Below are 19,684 nucleotides of genomic sequence, written 5' to 3' on the forward strand. Positions count from 1 at the left end.
GACAGGGAGAGGGGGACACCGGTTTCACGACGGGTGTCCCCCTCTTCACGAGCGCAGAGGGATCCTCTCGACGATGTACAAGATCTTCTTCAACCTGGTCTTCAAGCGGATGGACCCGGAAGCCGCCCACTACATGGCCTTCCGCTGGATCCGCCTCGCGGCCCGCACCCCCGTGCTGCGCACCTTCGTGGCGGCCGCCCTGGCCCCGCGCCACAAGGAGCTGCGCACCGAGGCCCTGGGCCTGCGCATGCACGGCCCCTTCGGGCTCGCGGCGGGCTTCGACAAGAACGCCGTCGCCATCGACGGCATGTCGATGCTCGGCTTCGACCACATCGAGATCGGCACGGTCACCGCCGAGCCGCAGCCCGGCAACCCCAAGAAGCGGCTCTTCCGGCTCGTGCCGGACCGCGCCCTGATCAACCGCATGGGCTTCAACAACGAGGGCTCGGCGGCCGTCGCGGCCCGCCTGGCGGCCCGCGAGGCGGTCTTCAGGACGACCGTCGGCGTCAACATCGGCAAGACGAAGGTCGTGCCCGAGGAGGAGGCCGTGGGGGACTACGTCACCTCCACCGAGCGGCTCGCCCGCCACGCCGACTACCTCGTCGTCAACGTCTCCTCCCCGAACACCCCCGGCCTGCGCAACCTCCAGGCCACCGAGTCGCTGCGCCCGCTGCTGACGGCCGTGCGCGAGGCCGCGGACCGCACCGTGACCGACCGCCGCGTCCCCCTGCTGGTCAAGATCGCCCCCGACCTCGCGGACGAGGACGTCGACGCCGTCGCCGACCTGGCCCTGGAGCTCGGCCTCGACGGCATCATCGCCACGAACACCACCATCGCCCGGGAGGGCCTCGGCCTGAAGTCCTCCCCGTCCCTGGTCAAGGAGACCGGCGGACTCTCCGGCGCGCCCGTCAAGGAGCGCTCCCTGGAGGTCCTGCGGCGCCTGTACGCCCGTGTGGGCGACCGCCTGGTGCTGGTGGGGGTCGGCGGCATCGAGAACGCCGAGGACGCCTGGCAGCGCATCCTGGCCGGCGCCACGCTGATCCAGGGCTACAGCGCCTTCATCTACGAGGGCCCCTTCTACGCCCGCGCCATCCACAAGGGCCTGGCCGCACGCCTGGCCGCCAGCCCGTACGCGACGCTCGCCGACGCGGTGGGCGCCGAGACCCGAAAGGCCGCACAGTGACCCTGACCCCGTTCGGCACCCGCCTGCGCGCCGCGATGGACTCCCGCGGCCCGCTGTGCGTGGGCATCGACCCGCACGCCGCCCTGCTGGCGCAGTGGGGCCTCCAGGACGACATCGCGGGTCTGGAGCGCTTCTCCCGCACGGTCGTCGAGGCGCTCGCGGAGTCGGTGGCGGTCTTCAAGCCGCAGGCCGCCTTCTTCGAGCGGTTCGGCTCCAAGGGCGTCGCCGTCCTGGAGCAGACCGTCGCGGACGCCCGGGCGGCCGGAACCCTGGTCGTCATGGACGCCAAGCGGGGCGACATCGGCTCGACGATGGCCGCGTACGCCTCGGCCTTCCTGGACCCGGCCTCGCCGCTGTTCTCGGACGCGCTGACGGTGTCCCCGTACCTGGGCTACGGCTCCCTCGCCCCCGCGGTCGAGCTGGCGCGCGAGTCGGGCGCCGGCCTGTTCGTCCTGGCCCTGACGTCGAACCCGGAGGGCGCCGAGGTCCAGCGGGCGGTCCGTGAGGACGGCCGGACCATCGGGGCCACGATGCTGGCGCACCTGGCCGCGGAGAACGCGGACGCCTCCCCGATGGGATCCTTCGGCGCGGTGGTCGGCGCCACCCTGGGCGATCTGTCCTCCTTCGACCTGGACATCAACGGCCCGCTGCTGGCCCCCGGCATCGGCGCGCAGGGCGCGACCGCGGCGGACCTGCCGGCGGTCTTCGGCAAGGCCGTGCGCAACGTGGTCCCGAACGTCTCGCGGGGCGTCCTCAAGCACGGACCGGACGTCACGGCGCTGCGCGGCGCGGCCCGCCGCTTCTCCGACGAGATCCGCGAGGCCGTTTCCGCGTAAGGAGTGCCGGAAGGACCCCCGAGAGACTCCTGGGAGACCCCTGTGGGACCCCGCTCCGCATCTGCGCGGAGTGGGGTCTCGCACTTTCTGACGAAAATCGAACGCTCTTCACCGGACAAAACAGGGGTATTTTGTCCGTGATGTACGGTTCAGCGGAGGCTGACCAGGACTTTTCGTTCGTTCTCGCTGACTGGAGCGGTGTTGGCCGCTAGTCTCCGAGCAGAGTGAACGTGCAGCGAACGAGTTCCATCGCTGTTCGGGAGCTCGCCTGGTGTGGTGCCCTTGGGTTCCCCACCGGTCCGTATCCGACAGTTCGACATCCGAGGTGACGTAGGCGTGGCTCTTCCGCCCCTTACCCCTGAACAGCGCGCAGCCGCGCTCGAAAAGGCCGCCGCGGCTCGCCGGGAGCGGGCCGAGGTGAAGAATCGACTCAAGCACTCCGGCGCCTCGCTCCAAGAGGTCATCAAGACGGGCCAGGAGAACGACGTCATCGGCAAGATGAAGGTCTCCGCCCTGCTGGAGTCCCTGCCTGGCGTGGGCAAGGTGCGCGCCAAGCAGATCATGGAGCGTCTCGGCATCTCCGAGTCCCGGCGTGTCCGAGGTCTCGGTTCCAACCAGATCGCCTCTCTGGAGCGTGAGTTCGGCAGCACCGGCGCCTGAAGCGTCGACTGAAGTTCTCCCGGCGTTCTCAGGCAGTCCTGAGAACCTGGATAATCGCTCTATGGCAGCAGAGGTTCGTCCGCGGCTGACCGTGCTCTCCGGCCCCTCAGGGGTCGGCAAGAGCACGGTCGTCGCGCATATGCGCAAGGTTCACCCCGAGGTATGGCTCTCGGTGTCGGCCACCACCCGCAAACCGCGGCCCGGTGAGCGACACGGAGTCCAGTACTTCTTCGTCAACGACGACGAGTTCGACAAGCTGATCGCCAACGGCGAGCTGCTGGAGTGGGCCGAGTTCGCGGGCAACCGCTACGGCACACCGCGCGGCGCGGTGCTGGAGCGCCTGGAAAACGGCGAGCCCGTACTGCTGGAGATCGACCTCCAGGGCGCCCGGCTCGTCCGCGAGTCCATGCCCGAGGCCCAGCTGGTCTTCCTGGCCCCGCCGAGCTGGGAGGAGCTGGTCCGCCGGCTCACCGGCCGGGGTACCGAATCGGCCGAGGTGATCGAGCGCCGACTCGGCGCTGCCAAGATCGAACTCGCTGCCGAGTCGGAGTTCGACGTCACCCTGGTCAACACCTCCGTCGAGGACGTGGCCCGTGAGCTGCTAGCCTTGATGGAAGTTGTCTGAATCGTCGGTAGATCTTCACTGCATCGCCCGACCACAGACGGCCCAATCTTTCATCCATCTTCGGAAGGTAGAGCGTGTCCTCTTCCATCACTGCGCCCGAGGGCATCATCAACCCGCCGATCGACGAGCTGCTCGAGGCCACTGACTCGAAGTACAGCCTCGTGATCTACGCGGCCAAGCGCGCGCGTCAGATCAACGCGTACTACTCGCAGCTCGGTGAGGGTCTGCTCGAGTACGTCGGCCCGCTGGTGGACACCCACGTCCACGAGAAGCCGCTTTCGATCGCGCTGCGCGAGATCAACGCGGGTCTGCTGACCTCCGAGGCCATCGAGGCCCCGGCCCAGTAAGGCACCGAGAAATTCCTTCACCACAGGCCCGGCAGAACATCTGCCGGGCCTGTGGTGTGTCATGGGTGGGTACGACGATCAGAGCCGAACGCGTCGGACGAGTCGAGAGTGTCAAAGGGGTGTGCGCGGATGGGTAAGCCGAAGGTCGTGCTGGGCGTCAGCGGCGGGATCGCCGCCTACAAGGCGTGCGAGCTGCTGCGCCGGCTGACCGAGTCCGGGCACGACGTGCGGGTGGTGCCCACGGCGGCCTCCCTGAACTTCGTCGGCGAGGCCACCTGGGCCGCCCTCTCCGGGAACCCGGCCTCCACCGAGGTGTGGGAGACCGTCCACGAGGTGCCGCACGTGCGCATCGGCCAGAGCGCGGACCTCGTCGTCGTCGCCCCGGCCACCGCCGACCTGCTGGCCAAGGCCGCCCACGGGCTGGCCGACGACCTGCTCACGAACACGCTGCTCACCGCCCGCTGTCCGGTCGTCTTCGCGCCCGCGATGCACACCGAGATGTGGGAGCACCCCGCCACCCAGGAGAACGTGGCCACGCTGCGCCGCCGCGGCGCCCTCGTCATCGAGCCCGCCGTGGGCCGGCTCACCGGCAAGGACACCGGCAAGGGGCGGCTGCCCGACCCCGAGGAGATCTTCGAGGTGTGCCGGCAGGTCCTGCGCCGCGGCGTGGCCGCGCCCGACCTCGCCGGGCGCCACGTCGTGATCAGCGCGGGCGGCACCCGCGAACCGCTGGACCCGGTGCGCTTCCTCGGGAACCGCTCCTCCGGCAAGCAGGGCTACGCGCTCGCCCGTACGGCCGTTGCCCGCGGGGCGCGGGTCACCCTGATCGCGGCCAACACCGCGCTGGCCGATCCCGCCGGGGTGGACGTCGTACGCGTGGGGACGGCCGTACAGCTGCGGGAAGCCGTGCTCAAGGCGGCGCCGGACGCCGACGTCGTGGTCATGGCGGCGGCCGTGGCCGACTTCCGGCCCGCCGAGTACGCCGGCGGAAAGATCAAGAAGAAGGACGGGGAGGACCCCGCTCCGGTCGCGCTCGTACGCAACCCGGACGTCCTCGCCGAGATCTCCGCCGACCGGGCGCGCGAGGGCCAGGTGGTCGTGGGCTTCGCCGCGGAGACCGACGACGTCCTCGACAACGGCCGGGCCAAGCTCCGCCGCAAGGGATGTGATCTTCTCGTCGTGAATGAAGTCGGGGAGGCCCGCACCTTTGGATCCGAGGAGAACGAGGCGATCATCCTCTCCTCGGACGGGTCGGAAATCCCGGTGCCCTACGGTCCGAAGGAAGCCCTCGCCGAAGCGATTTGGGACCAGGTTACGCAGCGGTATACGCCACGACGCGCCTGAGCCGATTCCCCTTCACTCGGTCACCCCCGTACGCAAGAATGTGAGTGCCGCAGGTCACACGGCTCCCACAAGGCGAGACGGATGGTCCGCGCAACGGTGGCGACCGATAAACTGCACCTGGAACGTGATCGGGCGCAGCCCCCGATGTGGTTCCGCCAAATGATCAGCCAGCAGCCGCTGCAACCCCAGGGAGCGTTGTGTCCCGTCGTCTGTTCACCTCGGAGTCTGTGACCGAGGGCCACCCCGACAAGATCGCTGACCAGATCAGCGACACGATCCTCGATGCACTCCTCACCGAGGACCCGACCTCGCGCGTCGCCGTGGAGACCCTGATCACCACGGGTCTCGTGCACATCGCGGGTGAGGTGACGACGAAGGCCTACGCGCCGATCGCGCAGCTCGTCCGGGACAAGATCCTCGAGATCGGCTACGACTCCTCGAAGAAGGGCTTCGACGGCGCCTCCTGCGGCGTGTCGGTGTCCATCGGCGCCCAGTCCCCGGACATCGCGCAGGGTGTCGACACCGCCTACGAGAAGCGCGTCGAGGGTGACGAGGACGAGCTCGACAAGCAGGGCGCCGGCGACCAGGGCCTGATGTTCGGCTACGCCTGCGACGAGACCCCCGAGCTCATGCCGCTGCCGATCCACATCGCGCACCGGCTCTCGCGCCGCCTGTCCGAGGTCCGCAAGAACGGCACCATCCCGTACCTGCGCCCCGACGGCAAGACCCAGGTCACCATCGAGTACGACGGCGACAAGGCCGTCCGCCTCGACACGGTCGTGGTCTCCTCGCAGCACGCTTCCGACATCGACCTCGACTCGCTGCTCGCGCCCGACATCCGCGAGTTCGTCGTCGAGCACGTGCTGGCCCAGCTCGTCGAGGACGGCATCAAGCTCGACACCGAGGGCTACCGCCTGCTCGTGAACCCGACCGGCCGCTTCGAGATCGGCGGCCCGATGGGCGACGCCGGCCTGACCGGCCGCAAGATCATCATCGACACCTACGGCGGCATGGCCCGCCACGGTGGCGGCGCCTTCTCCGGCAAGGACCCGTCCAAGGTCGACCGCTCCGCCGCGTACGCCATGCGCTGGGTCGCCAAGAACGTGGTCGCCGCCGGCCTCGCCTCGCGCTGTGAGGTCCAGGTCGCGTACGCCATCGGCAAGGCCGAGCCCGTCGGCCTCTTCGTCGAGACCTTCGGCACCGCCAAGGTCGAGGTCCAGAAGATCGAGGACGCGATCGGCGAGGTCTTCGACCTGCGCCCGGCCGCGATCATCCGCGACCTGGACCTGCTGCGCCCGATCTACGCCCAGACCGCCGCCTACGGCCACTTCGGCCGCGAGCTGCCGGACTTCACCTGGGAGCGCACCGACCGCGTGGACGCCCTGCGCGCCGCCGCCGGTCTGTAAGGACCACCCGACGAAAGGCCCCGGACCGCGCGGTCCGGGGCCTTTCGCGCACGCCCGCCTGTCACAGCGGTTTGGTAAGAATGCTGATGTGAGCAGCGCGAATGATTCCCCGCCGGAGCAGCTCGCACTGATCCGGGAGATGGTCGCCGAGGCGAAGGCCAAGGCGCCCAAGGCGAAGCCGCGTACCTGGCGGGGGGCCGCCCTGGCCGAGGAGCTGCCCGTCGCCCGGGTCCTGGTGAACAAGGGCGTGCTCCACCTCGACCGGACCTTCGACTACGCCGTGCCCGCCGAGCTCTCCGAGGCCGCCCAGCCCGGCGTCCGCGTCCGCGTCCGCTTCGGCGCCGGCTCCCACCACGTACGCGGGGGCCGCCGCGAGGGCGGCAGCCTCATCGACGGCTTCATCGTCGAGCGCCGCGCCGAGTCCGACTACAACGGAGCGCTCGCCGCCCTCGCCCAGGTGGTCTCGCCCGAGGTGGTCCTGGGCCCAAACATGCTCGCCCTCGCCCGCGCCGTCGCCGACCGGTACGCCGGCAGCCTCGCCGACGTGCTCCAGCTCGCCCTGCCCCCGCGCAACGCCCGCGCCGAGGCCAAGCCCTCCCCGGAGCCGCTGCCGCCGCCCGCCGCCCCCGAGCCCGGCGGCTGGGAGCGGTACGGGGCCGGGCCCGGCTTCCTGCGCGCCCTCGCCACCGGCGCGGCCCCGCGCGCGGTGTGGACCGCCCTGCCGGGCCCCGGCTGGGCCGACGAGCTCGCCCGGGCCATGGCCGCCACCCTCGCCTCCGGCCGCGGCGCCCTGGCCGTGCTCCCCGACGGCCGGACCGCCGGCCGGGTCGACGCCGCCCTGACCGCCCTGCTCGGCGAGGGACGGCACGCCCTGCTGACCGCCGAGTCCGGCCCCGAGAAGCGCTACCGCCAGTGGCTCGCCCTCCACCGGGGCTCGGTCCGCGCCGTCATCGGCACCCGGGCCGCGATGTTCGCCCCCGTCCGCGACCTCGGACTGGTCGCGATCTGGGACGACGGCGACTCCAGCCACAGCGAGGACCGCGCGCCCTTCCCGCACGTCCGCGAAGTGCTCGAACTGCGCGCGGTCAGCGACGGCTGCGCGTTCCTGGCCGGCAGCACCAGCTGCACCGTGGAGGCCGCCCAGCTCGTCGAGTCGGGCTGGGCCCGCCCGCTCGTGGCGGCCCGCGAGACCGTGCGGGCCACCGCGCCCCGGATCCGCACCGTCGGCGACGAACTCCTGGCCCGGGACGAGGCGGCCCGCGCCGCCCGGCTCCCCAGCCTGGCGTGGGAGACCGTACGGGAGGGACTGAAGTCGGGGCCCGTCCTCGTCCAGGTGCCGCGCCGCGGCTACGTGCCCAGGCTGGCGTGCGAGCGGTGCCGGACACCCGCCCGCTGCACCGTCTGCGCCGGACCCCTGGAAGCCCCCGACGAGCGGGACCTGACCTGCGGCTGGTGCGGCCGCGGCGAGCCGTCCTGGCACTGCGAGGAATGCGGGTCCTTCCGCCTGCGCGCCCAGGTCGTGGGCGCCCGGCGCACCGCCGAGGAACTGGGCCGGGCCTTCCCGGCCGTGCCCGTGCGCACCTCCGGCCGCGACCACGTCCTGGACGAGGTGCCGGACCGGCCGGCGCTCGTGGTGAGCACCCCGGGCGCCGAACCGGTGGCGGCGGGCGCCGGGTACGCCGCGGCGCTGCTGCTCGACGGCTGGGCCATGCTGACCCGTCCCGACCTGCGGGCCGGCGAGGACGCGCTGCGGCGCTGGATCGCCGCGTCCTCCCTCGTCCGCGCGGACGGCCAGGTCGTGGTGGTCGCCGAGCCGACGCTGCGGCCCGTACAGGCCCTCGTCCGGTGGGACCCGGTGGGCCACGCCGTACGGGAGCTCGCGGAGCGGGCCCAGCTCGGCTTCCCGCCGGTCTCCCGGATGGCCGCGGTCGCCGGGCGGGGCGAGGCGCTGGAGGCCTTCCTGGCGGGGGCGGGGCTGCCGGCCGACGCCGAGATCCTCGGCCCGGTGCCGCTGCCCGGACGGCGCGGGGAGCCCTCTCCCGGGGAGCGGGCCCTGGTCCGGGTCCCGCCCGGCAGCGGAGCCGCCCTGGCGGCCGCCCTGAAGTCCGCGCAGGCGGCGCGCCTGGCCCGAGGCGTCCCGGCGGCGGACGCGGTACGGGTCCGGATCGACCCGGCGGACATCGGCTGACACCGCCGTACCGACGGCCGTACCGAATGCCTCACGCAGGCCGTACCGAGGCCGTACCGAGGCCGCGCCGAACGCCGAAGCCCCGGCGGGGACCCGTACGGGCGTCCCAGCCGGGGCGGATTCATGCGCGGCGGCCCGAGGCGGCCGGCCGTCGGGGGTCGGCGTCCCGGCGGCGGGACAGCGTCAGCCGTTGCGCGGACCGGGGAAGGCGGGGGAGCGCGGAGCGTCCCCCAGACTCCGTCCGGGAGGACCGCCGGCGGCGGCCTGCGCCTCCTCGCGCACCGGCTGCGGCGGCACCGAACGGGCGGCCGGGACGGTGGGCAGGGGCCCCAGCGTCCGGGTGGTCGTCCCCTCGGCCAGCGGCTCCGAGGCCTCCGCGGACTGCGCCCGCCGGGCACCGTAGCGGCGGTGCACCGCCTGCTTGGTGACACCGAGCGCCGAACCGACCGCGTCCCACGAGAAGCCGAGCGAACGGTCGAAGTCCACCGCGGCGGTGACCAGCGTCTCCACGCTGTCCCGCAGCTCCTGGGCCAGGCGGACGGTGGGCGCGGGCGCCCTGCCGTAGACGACGAAACCCGTGGAGGGACCCGAGCGACGGGGGCGGTACACGTTGCCGAGCTGGGCGGTGAGCGTACGCAGGGCATCCACCTGCCGGCGAACCCGCTCGATGTCCCGCACCAGGAGGTGCAGGCTGGCCCGGGCTTGGGCGTCGTGGGTGGCGTGGTCGGCCATGAAGAAGCCTCTCGAACCGGTGCTGAAGGGCGGATCGGGCCGCAGACATCGTTCACACGCGGCCCGTTTCGGTCAATCTCTCTTGACCAACGCGCCACCCGTCGTGCAGGTCACGCTGTGGGGGCGTGTCGGCATATGCGAGTGGCGCGCGCGTGTACGCACGCCCCCTCGGCACCACAAGTGGGCCGCCCGGCGGACGCCCCATAGACTGGTGCGCTGCTGACAGCCGACATAGCGAGGTAGGACCCCCCAGTGAAGCTCGTCTTCGCAGGCACCCCCGAGGTCGCCGTACCCGCCCTGGACGCCCTGATCGCCTCCGGGCGACACGAGGTCGCGGCCGTCGTCACCCGGCCCGACGCACCGGCCGGCCGCGGCCGCCGGCTCGTCGCCAGCCCGGTCGCCGAACGCGCTGAAGAGGCCGGCATCGAGGTCCTCAAGCCCACCCGGCCGCGCGACCCCGAGTTCCAGGCCCGGCTGCGCGAGATCGCCCCCGACTGCTGCCCGGTCGTCGCCTACGGGGCCATCCTCCCCAAGAGCGCCCTCGACATCCCGCGCAACGGCTGGGTCAACCTGCACTTCTCGCTGCTGCCGTCCTGGCGCGGAGCCGCCCCCGTCCAGCACTCGATCATGGCGGGCGACCAGCTCACCGGCGCCTCCACCTTCCAGATCGAGGAAGGCCTCGACTCGGGCCCGGTCTACGGCGTCCTCACCGAGGAGATCCGGCCGACCGACAACAGCGGCGACCTGCTCACCCGGCTCGCCTTCGCAGGCGCCGGACTCCTCGCCGCCACCATGGACGGCATCGAGGACGGCACCCTGCGCGCAGTCGCCCAGCCCCTCGACGGGATCTCCCTCGCACCCAAGATCACGGTGGAGGACGCCCGGATCGACTGGACGGCCCCCGCGATGCGCGCCGACCGCGTCGTGCGCGGCTGCACGCCGGCCCCGGGCGCATGGACCGTCTTCCGCGGGGAGCGGCTCAAGCTGATCTCCCTGGGCATGGTGGCCGACCGTACGGACCTGGAGCCGGGCGCGCTGTCCGCCACCAAGAACAGCGTCCACGTCGGCACCGGCTCGCACGCCGTCGAGCTGCTCTGGGTCCAGCCGCAGGGCAAGAAGCCGATGCGCGCCGCCGACTGGGCGCGCGGAGTGCGGATCGCCCCCGGCGAGCGGCTCGGCGGGGCCGACGTAGGCTGATCAGTGCGGCCGCGCCGCAGGCCCGCGTCCACGCGCGGTCCGCACCGCCCGCCCCACCGGCAGCCGCACCACTCGTAGTACTCGTAGCACTCGTACATCCGGAGCACCTTTCACGTGAGCGAACAGCCCCGCCAGCCCCGTCGCAAGCCCGCTCCCGCAGGAGCGGGCGGCAAGCAGGCCAAGCCGTACCGTCGGCCCCAGAAGGACCCCGTCCGGATGCTGGCCTTCGAGGTGCTGCGGGCGGTGGACGAACGCGACGCCTACGCCAACCTCGTCCTGCCGCCGCTGCTCAGGAAGGCCCGCCAGGACGAGAAGTTCGAGGCGCGCGACGCGGCGCTGGCCACCGAACTCGTCTACGGGACGCTGCGCCGCCAGGGCACGTACGACGCGGTCATCAAGGCCTGCATCGACCGCCCGCTGCGCGAGGTCGACCCGCCGGTCCTGGACGTGCTCTCCCTCGGCGCGCACCAGCTGCTGGGCACCCGGATCCCGACGCACGCCGCCGTCTCGGCGAGCGTGGAACTGGCCCGGGTGGTGCTCGGGGACGGGCGCGCCAAGTTCGTCAACGCCGTGCTGCGGAAGATCGCCGCGCACGACCTGGACGGCTGGCTGGAGCGGGTCGCGCCGCCGTACGAGGACGATGCCGAGGAGCACCTCGCCGTCTACCACTCGCACCCCAGGTGGGTCGTCAGCGCCCTGTGGGACGCGCTGGGCGGCGGGCGCGCGGGGATCGAGGACCTGCTGGAGGCGGACAACGAGCGGCCCGAGGTGACGCTGGTCGCCCGGCCCGGCCGGTCCACGCCCCAGGAGCTGCTGGAGGCGGTCGGCGAGGAGTCGGCGCTGCCCGGGCGCTGGTCGCCGTACGCCGTCCGGATGGCCGAGGGCGGCGAGCCGGGCGCGCTGGAGGCGGTGCGCGAGGGCCGTGCCGGCGTGCAGGACGAGGGCAGCCAGCTGGTGGCGATGGCGCTGGCGGCCGTGCCCGTGGAGGGCCGCGACGAGCGCTGGCTCGACGGCTGCGCCGGCCCGGGCGGCAAGGCGGCGCTGCTCGCGGCGCTCGCGGCCGAGCGCGGGGCGTTCCTCCTGGCTTCGGAGAAGCAGCCGCACCGGGCGCGACTGGTGGAGCGGGCCCTCGCGGGCAACCCGGGCCCGTACCAGGTCATCACGGCGGACGGCACCCGTCCGGCATGGCTGCCGGGCTCCTTCGACCGCGTTCTGATGGACGTGCCGTGCTCCGGGCTGGGCGCGCTGCGCCGCCGCCCGGAGGCCCGCTGGCGCCGCCGCCCCGAGGACCTGGAGGGCTTCGCGCCGCTCCAGCGCGGGCTGCTGCGGCAGGCGCTGTCGGCGGTGCGGGTCGGCGGGGTCGTCGGCTACGCGACGTGCTCGCCGCACCTGGCGGAGACCCGGGTCGTGGTGGACGACGTCCTCAAGGGCCGCGGCTCCGGCAACGCGCCGGTGTCCGCCGAACTCATCGATGCCCGGCCGTTCATGGCGGGCGTCCCCGCTCTGGGCGACGGCCCGGACGTCCAGCTGTGGCCGCACCTGCACGGGACGGACGCGATGTACCTGGCCCTGCTGAGGCGCACGGCGTAGCGAACGACCCGACCCACGCCCCGGCCCACGGCCCGACACCCCCCGCGACGATGTCTGTCGCGGGGGGTGTCCCGTATCCGCGGGCTGTCGTGGCCCTGTCAGTGGGCGGCGGCAGCCTGACGACACCGACACCGCCACCGCCACCGCCGCCGACGACTACGACCGGGCCTGCGCGGTGGCGGACGGCCTGGCGGGCGTGATCGCCGTCGGCGGGTCCGGCGCCCGGGCGCTCGTGCTGGCGGACGAGCCGTCCACCTCTGCTACCTGCCCGGGCACCGCGCCCTCCTGCGCTGGCCGGCCGCCGACTCCGGGGCCCGACGGAAGGCCGCCGCGGGGGGCGGTTCTCGCGGACCCCGCCACGGAGTGGGAGGAGCGCGGCACGTGGATGTCGGACGGCCCGGCCGTGCTCATTTCCGCCGAAGCGGGGGTCGAGTACCCGACGGCGGGATGTCCGTCCTGTCACAACTCCGCGACAAGGGCGGTCTACGGGCCGGAATGACCCTCATTCACTTTGCAGACAGCAATGCCAGGTTGATAGAAATGGATCACCTGTGCGGATGGGCGGCGGCGCCGTCGACCGGCATCGGGGCACTGGAGAGAAGCGTTGTGAGGAACGGGGGACAACGTGTCTACGTGGGATATCAAGCCGGCCGGCGTCCGAGGCGTCCTGAACAAGACCGCCGAAGCAGGCAGCAAGTTCGAGGAAGAGTTCACGTCGTACAGCGACGGCGTGGTCGGCGCCGCGACGTGGGCGGGCACGATGGTGCTGGGCGGGACCGAGCTGCCCAAGGAGGGCGCGTTCGGGCCTGTGGCCCAAGCATTGCTTGAGTTTCAGCAGCGAACGGAAAACGACCTGAAGTTCCTTCCCGTCCGGACGGGGAAGTCCATCACCGGTGCGCGCCTGGCCACTGAGGAGTACATCAAGGGCGACCTGCAGATGGCGAAGAACAAGCAGGAGGAGTACTCCAAGGCTCCGACCGCGGAAGAGCTGAAGGGCCCCAAGAAGTGATCGACGTCGGGAAGATACCGACCTTCACCGGCAACCTGGACACCCTGGAGACGCACGCGGCCGCGCTCAAGACGACCGCCTCCAGCATCCGCGGCACCGGCAGGGACGTCCACAACGCCTTCCAGGCGCTGGATCCGGTTTACGACGCTCCCGAGCAGGAGGAGCTGCTCAACTCGACGCTTCCGGTGCGGGACAACGCGGACGCCTTCGCGACGAAGCTGGAGTCCGTCAGCGGGGCGCTGACGAGTTTCGCGTCGACCGCCCGCCCGCTGGTGGACAAGATGAAGCAACTCCGCATCGATGCGGAGAAGTTCGTCGCGGACAACAAGGACGACGAGGACTGGCAGCAGGACCAGGGCAAGATCGACGAGAACGCGCGCCTCGTCCGCGAGGTCGGCGTGACGTGGGTGGCGTTCCAGGGCGTCGAGCGCGACGCTGCCAACAAGATCACCACGCTGGTGGGCGGCACGCACTTCGTCGTCGACGACGGCTCCCACAAGGCCGGCATGTACGGCTTCAAGGAGAGCGACGTCAAGGACGCCAAGGAGACGCCTTGGGGGACGGCCGACGAGCGCGAGTACACGGGCCTGCGGGCCGCGTGGGAGTGGACGAAGGACAACGTCGGCAGCGGCCTGAAGGGCTTCTTCGTCGACGGCGTCTGGGGCACCCTCAAGGGCCTCGGCAACATGGTCAACGTGTTCGACATGGACACCCTCAAGGAGACCTGGTCGGGCATCGGCGACGTCTTCCAGGGAGTCAGCGGCTACCTCCTCACGCCGTGGGACTGGGCGATGGACAAGATGCTCGGCCCGGCCGACCACAGCGACCGGGAGAAGAACAAGGCCGCCCTGCGCAACTTCGGCAAGTCGCTGGTCGCGTGGGACGAGTGGGGCAAGGACCCGGCGCGGGCCGGCGGGACGGTGGTGTTCAACGTCCTGACCATCGGCGCGGGTTCGTTCCTCAAGCTCGGCAGGGCCGGAAAGCTGGGCGTGGGCTCGGAGATCGCGACCGTGGTCGGCAAGGCGGGCGTGCTCGTCGACCCGATGAGCTACCTCGGCAAGGCCGCGAACGTCACCAAGATCAAGGTCGGCGACTTCATGGAGGGCCTGAAGGCGAGCAGGGCGGGCGTGGACGACATGGCCCGCAACATGCCCGGCGGAACCTCCCCGCACCCGGCCGACACCACCGCACCCCCCGCAGGCGCCGCCGACAGGACGCCGCCCGGCTACGAGTACGCCGACCCGCAGGGCAACAAGCGCGTCATCGGCCGCGACGGCACCATCCGCGACGAGCACGGCAACGTCGTCCCCGACACCGAGCCCGTCAGGGAGCCGCACAGGGACGACCTGCCCAACACCCACGAGCCCGCCCCGGCCAGGGAACGCATCCTCGAAGGCGCGGGCGGCCCCGGCCGAGCGGAGAACTCCACGGGCCACCCGACGGGCCCGACCCACCCCGCGGGTGAGGGAGGCGGCGCTCACGACACGTCGTCCACGGCCGGCCACGCCGCAGCCCACCCGGACCGCAACGGTGGGGGTGCGGGCGCGCACACTTCGTCGGGAGGTGGATCCGGTACGCACACTCCGTCCGGTGGCGGCAGCTTCGGCGATACCCCAGGTGCGGGCACCGGCGGTCATCCCGATGGCGCGCCCGGCGGTGACGGGAACCACGGCAACGGCTCGGGCGCTTCGAGCGAACCGGGGACGACGCCGAGCGATCGCGTGAACGAGCCGATTCCGGAGTTGACGGTCGAAGAGCGCGCCGGGCACTGGGGACATCTAGAGGAAGTGGAGAAGCGGGCTCCGGACGAATTCGATCACCTGAAGCACGACCCCGACCATAGAGGTCAGGTCGACGTCAAGTCGAAGGACGAAGCCCGGGTCGGCCTCGACCTGCGGGAGCAGGGGCGCCTCCCTGCGGACATTCGACGTCCACCCATGCAGGACATGGGTGAGTTCCGCTCGGAAACCACAGGCAGGCACTACGACATCAAGGGTGTACATTCTTTCTGGCCACCCTTCAACAACGTGAAAAATCCTGCCCTGCTGGCCCGGCCCTTCCCGGGCGCGTACAACCCGGCGAGGGATGCCGATACCTGGGTGCGTACCTTTTCCGAGCAGATCGTTGAAAAGCGTCGGGTAGTCATCATTGACGTCCGGAACGCGAATCAAGCGGCGATCGACAGCATCAGGGAAATCGTTGAAACACATGGTTGGGGAGAAGATGTCATCTGGTACCCGTAGGAACTGGGAGCCCAAGACGCTTCCGGCGGACCCCGAGGCCATGGGCCGGCTGCAGGAATGGCTCACCGAGGACGGCTTCAGCCTCTTCGGCGTCGAGCTCGACTTCCGAGGTTCCGACCTGTCGGGTGGAGACTTTTCGAGCTCGTGGTTCACAGACTCCATCCTGGCGGGCGTGCGGCTTGTGGGAGCGGTTCTCTACCGCGCCGACCTTCAGTCGGCCGACCTCACGGGCGCGGATCTGACCGGTGCCGACCTGGTCAGGGCGAACCTCGACAGGGCCGTGCTCAGGTCGGCACGGCTCGATGGTGCCGACATGGTCAACGCTTCATTGCACGGGGTCGATGCGTCACGAGCGAGCTTCAGGGGAACGCGCATCATGGGTGCATCTCTCCATGGGGTGGACATGAGGGGAGCGGATCTGACCGACGCGGTCCTGTTCCAGAACACCTTCAAGGTCTCAGTCGACGACACCACGGTGTTGCGCGGCCTGACGGGCAGCGTTTTCGGGCCGATCTCCGTCTTCAGTGGCGAATCGTCCCGAGAAGTGGGCGGCGCGGAACTGGAGACGTGGATCGGCGAGCGCGGCGGGAAGGTCCAAGTCCTCGCTCCGGGAAGTTCCCCGCAGTAGATCAACGCACCCTCCTGTGGACCGGGATTCAGTGAACCGTTTGTCGATGTGGTTCGTTCGGGTTCGCTGTTCATTGGAGGGCCAGGGCAGGAAGTGCGGCTTGGCCACCGACATCGAGGCGGAAAGCGTGGAGCTGGAGGACGACAACCTCTTCCGTCGCGCCAAGGCGCTGCTCGCCGCTTGAACCGGCCACACGACACCCGCGGTGAACCCGCCGCCGCACTTCCGCAGCGATGCTGCACCTACGCAGGAGAGTTTGCCGACCATGCTGATGCGCGCGCCCGAGGAGATCGGCTCGTGGACCTGGGACCTGGACGACGTCGCGGAGCCCGGCCTGGAGTCCATGCTCGAGATCGCCGGACGCATGAGTGCGGTGCTGGAGGCGCACGCCCTGTGGCGCCTGACTCACTTGAGTGGGTTGGTGCATCACCGGAAAGGGCGTCCTCAATGCGAGCTGCCAGCTGAAAATTCGCGCGGCCGAACTGACTGTTTTCCATGACGGCTGGGGCCAGTGTGATTTCCAGGACGATCCGCAGCCGGGAAGGTGTGAATGGACGAGCGGTTCGAGCGCTTCGTCGGGAGATATCTCGACCTCGTGGAAGGATATGACACGAGCGGCTACCTCAGACCCACACTGTTCGGATTCAATGAACCGTTCGTCGAAGCGGTTCGATCGGGTTTCGACCAGGTTTTGGCAGACGATTCCTTCGGGCCTGCCGAATACGAGCGGCTGAGCGATATCGAATTCCCCGACCAGGAGACTCTGGATGCCTACCTCCGGGCGATGTACGACTACCTGTTCCATGGTGGGCCGGAGCAGCCGATGCCCCCGGGGTGACCGCGCGGTGGTACGACGGTGAGCCTTTCGATCCAGGCGGGCTGTCCGGCCGTTCGGGGGTGCGGCTCGGCCGCCGACATGGCCGACGCGGTCTGTGAGATGTACCCCGTTGAGTGTGAGGACGCCATTCTCGTCTGGAATCTGGTGGCGGTCCGGCTGTCGTACGGCCACGACCTGTCCGTCCTTCTCGACGACCTGGTGCCCCTGCTCGAGGAGATCCGGCGGCCGGGCTTCTCGGACGCCGAGGTCTTCTGGGGGTCGGACACGTTCTCGGCCGAGTGGAGCGTCGTGCGCGAGGGCGATTCGCTGAGGATCCGGGCGCGCTGGCACAGCATCCTCGGCAGCTACGAGTCGCTGCTGGCCGAACGGGGCGATGTTGTCGTTCCCGTACGGGAGTTCATCGCTGAATGGACGAAGGTTCTGCGGCGGATGGTCACCGACATCGAAACGGAGCGCGTGGAGTTGGAGGACGACGACCTCTTCCGTCGAGCCACGGCGCTGCTCGCCGCTTGAACCGGTCATACGACGCCCGCGGTCAACCCGCCGCCCCACTTCAGCAGCGATGCTGCACCCACACAGGAGAGTTCGCCGAGCATGCTGATGCGCGCGCCCAAGGAGAGTGGCTCGTGGACCTGGGATCTGGACGACGTAGCGCAGCCCGGCCTGGAGTCCGTGCTCGAGATCGCCGGGCGCATGAGTGCGGTGCTGGAGGCGCACGCCCTGTTGGCGCCTGACTCACTCGAGTGGGACTGGTCCATCGCCGGCAAGGGCGTCCTCGGCGTGAGCTGCCGGCTGAACATCCGCGCTCGCCCGCTCGCCGATCCGGCGTTGCCCGATCGGCTCCGCGCCTGTCGACCGACGGGCAATCCGCAGGCGGACATCGGCGGAATCCTCGTGCTGGGTTCGGGTGCCTGGTTCGACGCGAACGGAGTGCGGCACGAGGAACACCGTCTGGTGGAACTTTTGGTGAATTCCAATGAGTTGGGTACCTGGGCTGAACTCTCCGTTTTCCACGACGTCTGGGGTCAGTGTGATTTCCGCGGCGAGCCGCAGCCGATCATTCACGCAAACAATGCGCCGCGCCTCGCTTCCGCCCTGCGGGAACTCGACCAGGTGCTCGGCGTCGCCGCAGAGCCCGGCGAACCGACCTACTACGGGCGGGCCGAGGGTTACGGACTCGGGACTCCCGACCTCATCGACGGGCTCGGACCGGACCTCACCGATGCGGCGCCGTGCTAGCGGGCGGCCGATTCAGCGAGAGCAGGGTCCGGTCCATGCCGACCTGTTGGCCTTCGGAGAGGAACCCTTGCGCGCGGAAAGCCCGCGAAGCACTGACAGAAACGCACTGAGAGATATGACGACAAGGAACACGGCATGACCAAGGACGTGATCGCGCTCACCGAGCGGATGCCGGACGCGCTGAGCGTCCTGGCGGGCCTGCTCGCGGGCGGACCGGACCTGCTGATCGAGTCTGCCGGAGAGGGCGCCGTGGTCCAGCTGTGCGACGCCGAGGGTCGGCCGCTCGTCTCGATCGAGGTCCCGCTGATGCTCCAGGTGCCGGGCGAGGCGGTCCGGCTGCTGGGGCCCGGAGCCGAGCTGTCGGGCGACGGCCCGGTGTGGTGGGTCGAGGCGCGAGCCGCCGCGGGCATGCCGCAGGCCGAGCAGCTCGCCGGAGCCTTCGCAGCCCGGCTGACCATGCTCCTGGGCGGCCGGGTCTGGCCGCCGGACGCCCCGGGCACCGTCGGCGCGGCCCGCCCGGTCGACGTCTCGGGCATCACCGCCGTACCGGCGCCCGCCGCCGCCCAGCCGGCCGTGGACATGCTCACAGACAAGGCCGCCGTCGTCCTCCAGGACCGCCCCGTCGTCCCCATGACGAGCTGGCTCTCCGAGGTGCTGCGGGCCACCGTGGAGAGCGACCGCTCCCTGCAGATCGTCACCCCGCCGCACTGCCGGCTGTCCACGCCCACCCGTCTCCTGCTGCAGTCCATGCCCGCCCGGTGGGTCGTGCAGGACGAGCGGTGCGGCTACTACGACGGCCTCACCGGCGCCGTACTCACCTGGCAGGACGAAGCCTTCGCCCCGGACCGCGGCGAGAACGGCGAGACCCCGGTCGCGGACGCCTTCACGGAGACCGCACCCACTGGTGAGCGTCAGCTCAGCGTCTCCTTCCGTACCCTGCACCGCCCCACCGCGGACCTCGTCCTCGGCGGCGCGCTCGAAGCCGCCTGGCAGGCACTGACGGGCGGCCTGCCGGCCGGCTGGGGGACCTCGGAGCCCGCAGGCCTGACGTGGTCGCGGCGCCAGCTGACCGAGCTGGCGTACGAACGCGCCCCGCGCTCCACCTGGACCGTTGTCGTCGGCACACCGGACCGGCCCGCCGTCGCGACACTCCGCGTGATCCGCACCTCGGAGGGAGTGGAGGAGGACATCACCCTCACCGTGGGCTACGGCCCGGGCGAGGAGATACCGTTTGAGGCCCTTCCGGGGCTGGCAGAGGAGTTGGTGACCCGGTACGGGCTCACGACCATGCTGTGCCAGCTGCGCGAAGCCCGCCGGGACCTGAGCGCCCCGCCCCACTACGAGCACCCGCCGCTGCCGTACGCCTTCGTACTCGGCCCCGCGGAGGTCCAGGAGGCGGGGCGGGACACCGCGAGCAGGACGCCGCTCAAGGAACGCCCGGTACAACTGGGCCCGAGCGCCCGGCCGGGCTTCTACTACGCACTGGGCGACGCCGAGACCGCCGAGAGCTGGACCGCGCTGGAGGGGCTGCTGCGCCACCTGCGCGGCGCGCCGCCCGCCTGACAGGCGATGACGGCGGCCGGCGCAGGTACACACCCCGGCCGTTATTCGTGGTGAGA

General features: G+C 71.1%; 20 protein-coding genes and 1 pseudogene. 20 read left to right on the forward strand and 1 reads right to left on the reverse strand.

Going from position 1 to position 19,684, the window contains the following annotated elements; all coding sequences use genetic code 11:
• The first annotated feature begins 73 nt into the window (after positions 1-73).
• The 8 genes from OHA91_RS30400 (at position 74) to OHA91_RS30435 (ending at position 8,589) form a co-directional block, all read left to right on the forward strand.
• Positions 74-1,183 carry a quinone-dependent dihydroorotate dehydrogenase gene (locus OHA91_RS30400; RefSeq protein ID WP_266503051.1) on the forward strand — a complete coding sequence of 370 codons (1,110 nt, stop codon included), beginning with the start codon at positions 74-76 and terminating at the stop codon, positions 1,181-1,183.
• Positions 1,180-2,019: an orotidine-5'-phosphate decarboxylase gene (gene pyrF / locus OHA91_RS30405; protein WP_031150173.1), complete on the forward strand. Its 840-nt coding sequence runs from the start codon at positions 1,180-1,182 to the stop codon at positions 2,017-2,019. Before OHA91_RS30400 ends, pyrF begins: the two co-directional genes overlap by 4 nt.
• A 336-nt stretch (positions 2,020-2,355) precedes the next feature.
• The gene (locus OHA91_RS30410) at positions 2,356-2,679 is read left to right on the forward strand and encodes an integration host factor (protein WP_030008746.1); all 324 of its coding nucleotides are present in this window, start codon (positions 2,356-2,358) and stop codon (positions 2,677-2,679) included.
• A gap of 61 nt (positions 2,680-2,740) precedes the next feature.
• Positions 2,741-3,304: a guanylate kinase gene (gene gmk / locus OHA91_RS30415; protein WP_031150170.1), complete on the forward strand. Its 564-nt coding sequence runs from the start codon at positions 2,741-2,743 to the stop codon at positions 3,302-3,304.
• 74 nt (positions 3,305-3,378) lie between these two features.
• Positions 3,379-3,651, forward strand: coding sequence for a DNA-directed RNA polymerase subunit omega (gene rpoZ / locus OHA91_RS30420; protein WP_004948662.1), 273 nt, complete (start codon positions 3,379-3,381; stop codon positions 3,649-3,651).
• Positions 3,652-3,780: 129 nt separating this feature from the next.
• On the forward strand, positions 3,781-4,995 hold the full coding sequence (coaBC, locus tag OHA91_RS30425) for a bifunctional phosphopantothenoylcysteine decarboxylase/phosphopantothenate--cysteine ligase CoaBC (RefSeq protein ID WP_031150168.1): 1,215 nt from the start codon (positions 3,781-3,783) through the stop codon (positions 4,993-4,995).
• 197 nt (positions 4,996-5,192) lie between these two features.
• Positions 5,193-6,401: a methionine adenosyltransferase gene (gene metK, locus OHA91_RS30430; RefSeq protein WP_030965755.1), complete on the forward strand. Its 1,209-nt coding sequence runs from the start codon at positions 5,193-5,195 to the stop codon at positions 6,399-6,401.
• 88 nt (positions 6,402-6,489) lie between these two features.
• Positions 6,490-8,589: a primosomal protein N' gene (locus OHA91_RS30435; protein ID WP_328740384.1), complete on the forward strand. Its 2,100-nt coding sequence runs from the start codon at positions 6,490-6,492 to the stop codon at positions 8,587-8,589.
• Positions 8,590-8,772: 183 nt separating this feature from the next.
• Here the strand turns inward: OHA91_RS30435 and OHA91_RS30440 are convergent, their stop codons facing one another.
• The gene (locus tag OHA91_RS30440) at positions 8,773-9,321 is read right to left on the reverse strand and encodes a hypothetical protein (RefSeq protein ID WP_031150161.1); all 549 of its coding nucleotides are present in this window, start codon (positions 9,319-9,321) and stop codon (positions 8,773-8,775) included.
• 252 nt (positions 9,322-9,573) lie between these two features.
• On the opposite strand from OHA91_RS30440, the gene fmt reads away from it, so the two are divergent.
• The 12 genes and pseudogenes from fmt to OHA91_RS30500 all read left to right on the forward strand — a co-directional run bounded on the left by fmt (position 9,574) and on the right by OHA91_RS30500 (position 19,628).
• Entirely contained in the window at positions 9,574-10,518 is a 945-nt protein-coding gene (fmt, locus tag OHA91_RS30445) for a methionyl-tRNA formyltransferase (RefSeq protein WP_031150159.1), read from the forward strand.
• A gap of 114 nt (positions 10,519-10,632) precedes the next feature.
• Positions 10,633-12,108 carry an RsmB/NOP family class I SAM-dependent RNA methyltransferase gene (locus OHA91_RS30450; protein ID WP_031150157.1) on the forward strand — a complete coding sequence of 492 codons (1,476 nt, stop codon included), beginning with the start codon at positions 10,633-10,635 and terminating at the stop codon, positions 12,106-12,108.
• Positions 12,109-12,238: 130 nt separating this feature from the next.
• Positions 12,239-12,607 (forward strand): annotated as a pseudogene (locus OHA91_RS30455) (Imm21 family immunity protein); the annotation flags it as partial.
• A gap of 126 nt (positions 12,608-12,733) precedes the next feature.
• On the forward strand, positions 12,734-13,117 hold the full coding sequence (locus OHA91_RS30460; RefSeq protein ID WP_328740385.1) for a DUF6507 family protein: 384 nt from the start codon (positions 12,734-12,736) through the stop codon (positions 13,115-13,117).
• Positions 13,114-15,360 (forward strand): hypothetical protein, encoded by a 2,247-nt coding sequence (locus tag OHA91_RS30465; protein ID WP_328740386.1) that lies wholly within the window; start codon positions 13,114-13,116, stop codon positions 15,358-15,360. Before OHA91_RS30460 ends, OHA91_RS30465 begins: the two co-directional genes overlap by 4 nt.
• Positions 15,361-15,400: 40 nt before the next feature.
• Positions 15,401-15,988 carry a pentapeptide repeat-containing protein gene (locus tag OHA91_RS30470; protein ID WP_245240085.1) on the forward strand — a complete coding sequence of 196 codons (588 nt, stop codon included), beginning with the start codon at positions 15,401-15,403 and terminating at the stop codon, positions 15,986-15,988.
• Between the two features lie 46 nt (positions 15,989-16,034).
• On the forward strand, positions 16,035-16,172 hold the full coding sequence (locus tag OHA91_RS30475) for a hypothetical protein (protein WP_158714766.1): 138 nt from the start codon (positions 16,035-16,037) through the stop codon (positions 16,170-16,172).
• A gap of 81 nt (positions 16,173-16,253) precedes the next feature.
• On the forward strand, positions 16,254-16,487 hold the full coding sequence (locus tag OHA91_RS30480) for a hypothetical protein (protein WP_328740387.1): 234 nt from the start codon (positions 16,254-16,256) through the stop codon (positions 16,485-16,487).
• Between the two features lie 51 nt (positions 16,488-16,538).
• A complete protein-coding gene (locus tag OHA91_RS30485; protein ID WP_031150146.1) occupies positions 16,539-16,826 on the forward strand; it encodes a hypothetical protein in 288 nt (95 codons plus the stop codon).
• A 78-nt stretch (positions 16,827-16,904) separates the two neighbouring features.
• Positions 16,905-17,339 carry a hypothetical protein gene (locus OHA91_RS30490; protein ID WP_051893117.1) on the forward strand — a complete coding sequence of 145 codons (435 nt, stop codon included), beginning with the start codon at positions 16,905-16,907 and terminating at the stop codon, positions 17,337-17,339.
• Between the two features lie 81 nt (positions 17,340-17,420).
• The gene (locus OHA91_RS30495; RefSeq protein ID WP_078959256.1) at positions 17,421-18,065 is read left to right on the forward strand and encodes a hypothetical protein; all 645 of its coding nucleotides are present in this window, start codon (positions 17,421-17,423) and stop codon (positions 18,063-18,065) included.
• A gap of 135 nt (positions 18,066-18,200) precedes the next feature.
• Positions 18,201-19,628 carry a DUF6177 family protein gene (locus OHA91_RS30500; protein WP_328740388.1) on the forward strand — a complete coding sequence of 476 codons (1,428 nt, stop codon included), beginning with the start codon at positions 18,201-18,203 and terminating at the stop codon, positions 19,626-19,628.
• The last annotated feature ends 56 nt before the right edge of the window (positions 19,629-19,684 follow it).

Origin of the sequence: Streptomyces erythrochromogenes (assembly GCF_036170895.1) — a bacterium.
GTDB classification, from domain to species: Bacteria; Actinomycetota; Actinomycetes; order Streptomycetales; family Streptomycetaceae; genus Streptomyces; species Streptomyces erythrochromogenes.

Coding starts and splice junctions, on each gene's coding strand:
- OHA91_RS30400 (WP_266503051.1), top strand. CDS start 74: ATGTACAAGATCTTCTTCAACCTGGTCTTCAAGCGGATGGACCCGGAA.
- gmk (WP_031150170.1), top strand. CDS start 2,741: ATGGCAGCAGAGGTTCGTCCGCGGCTGACCGTGCTCTCCGGCCCCTCA.
- coaBC (WP_031150168.1), top strand. CDS start 3,781: ATGGGTAAGCCGAAGGTCGTGCTGGGCGTCAGCGGCGGGATCGCCGCC.
- OHA91_RS30440 (WP_031150161.1), bottom strand. CDS start 9,321: ATGGCCGACCACGCCACCCACGACGCCCAAGCCCGGGCCAGCCTGCAC.
- OHA91_RS30470 (WP_245240085.1), top strand. CDS start 15,401: ATGGGCCGGCTGCAGGAATGGCTCACCGAGGACGGCTTCAGCCTCTTC.
- OHA91_RS30475 (WP_158714766.1), top strand. CDS start 16,035: ATGTGGTTCGTTCGGGTTCGCTGTTCATTGGAGGGCCAGGGCAGGAAG.
- OHA91_RS30480 (WP_328740387.1), top strand. CDS start 16,254: ATGCTGATGCGCGCGCCCGAGGAGATCGGCTCGTGGACCTGGGACCTG.
- OHA91_RS30485 (WP_031150146.1), top strand. CDS start 16,539: ATGGACGAGCGGTTCGAGCGCTTCGTCGGGAGATATCTCGACCTCGTG.
- OHA91_RS30490 (WP_051893117.1), top strand. CDS start 16,905: ATGGCCGACGCGGTCTGTGAGATGTACCCCGTTGAGTGTGAGGACGCC.
- OHA91_RS30495 (WP_078959256.1), top strand. CDS start 17,421: ATGCTGATGCGCGCGCCCAAGGAGAGTGGCTCGTGGACCTGGGATCTG.
- OHA91_RS30500 (WP_328740388.1), top strand. CDS start 18,201: ATGACCAAGGACGTGATCGCGCTCACCGAGCGGATGCCGGACGCGCTG.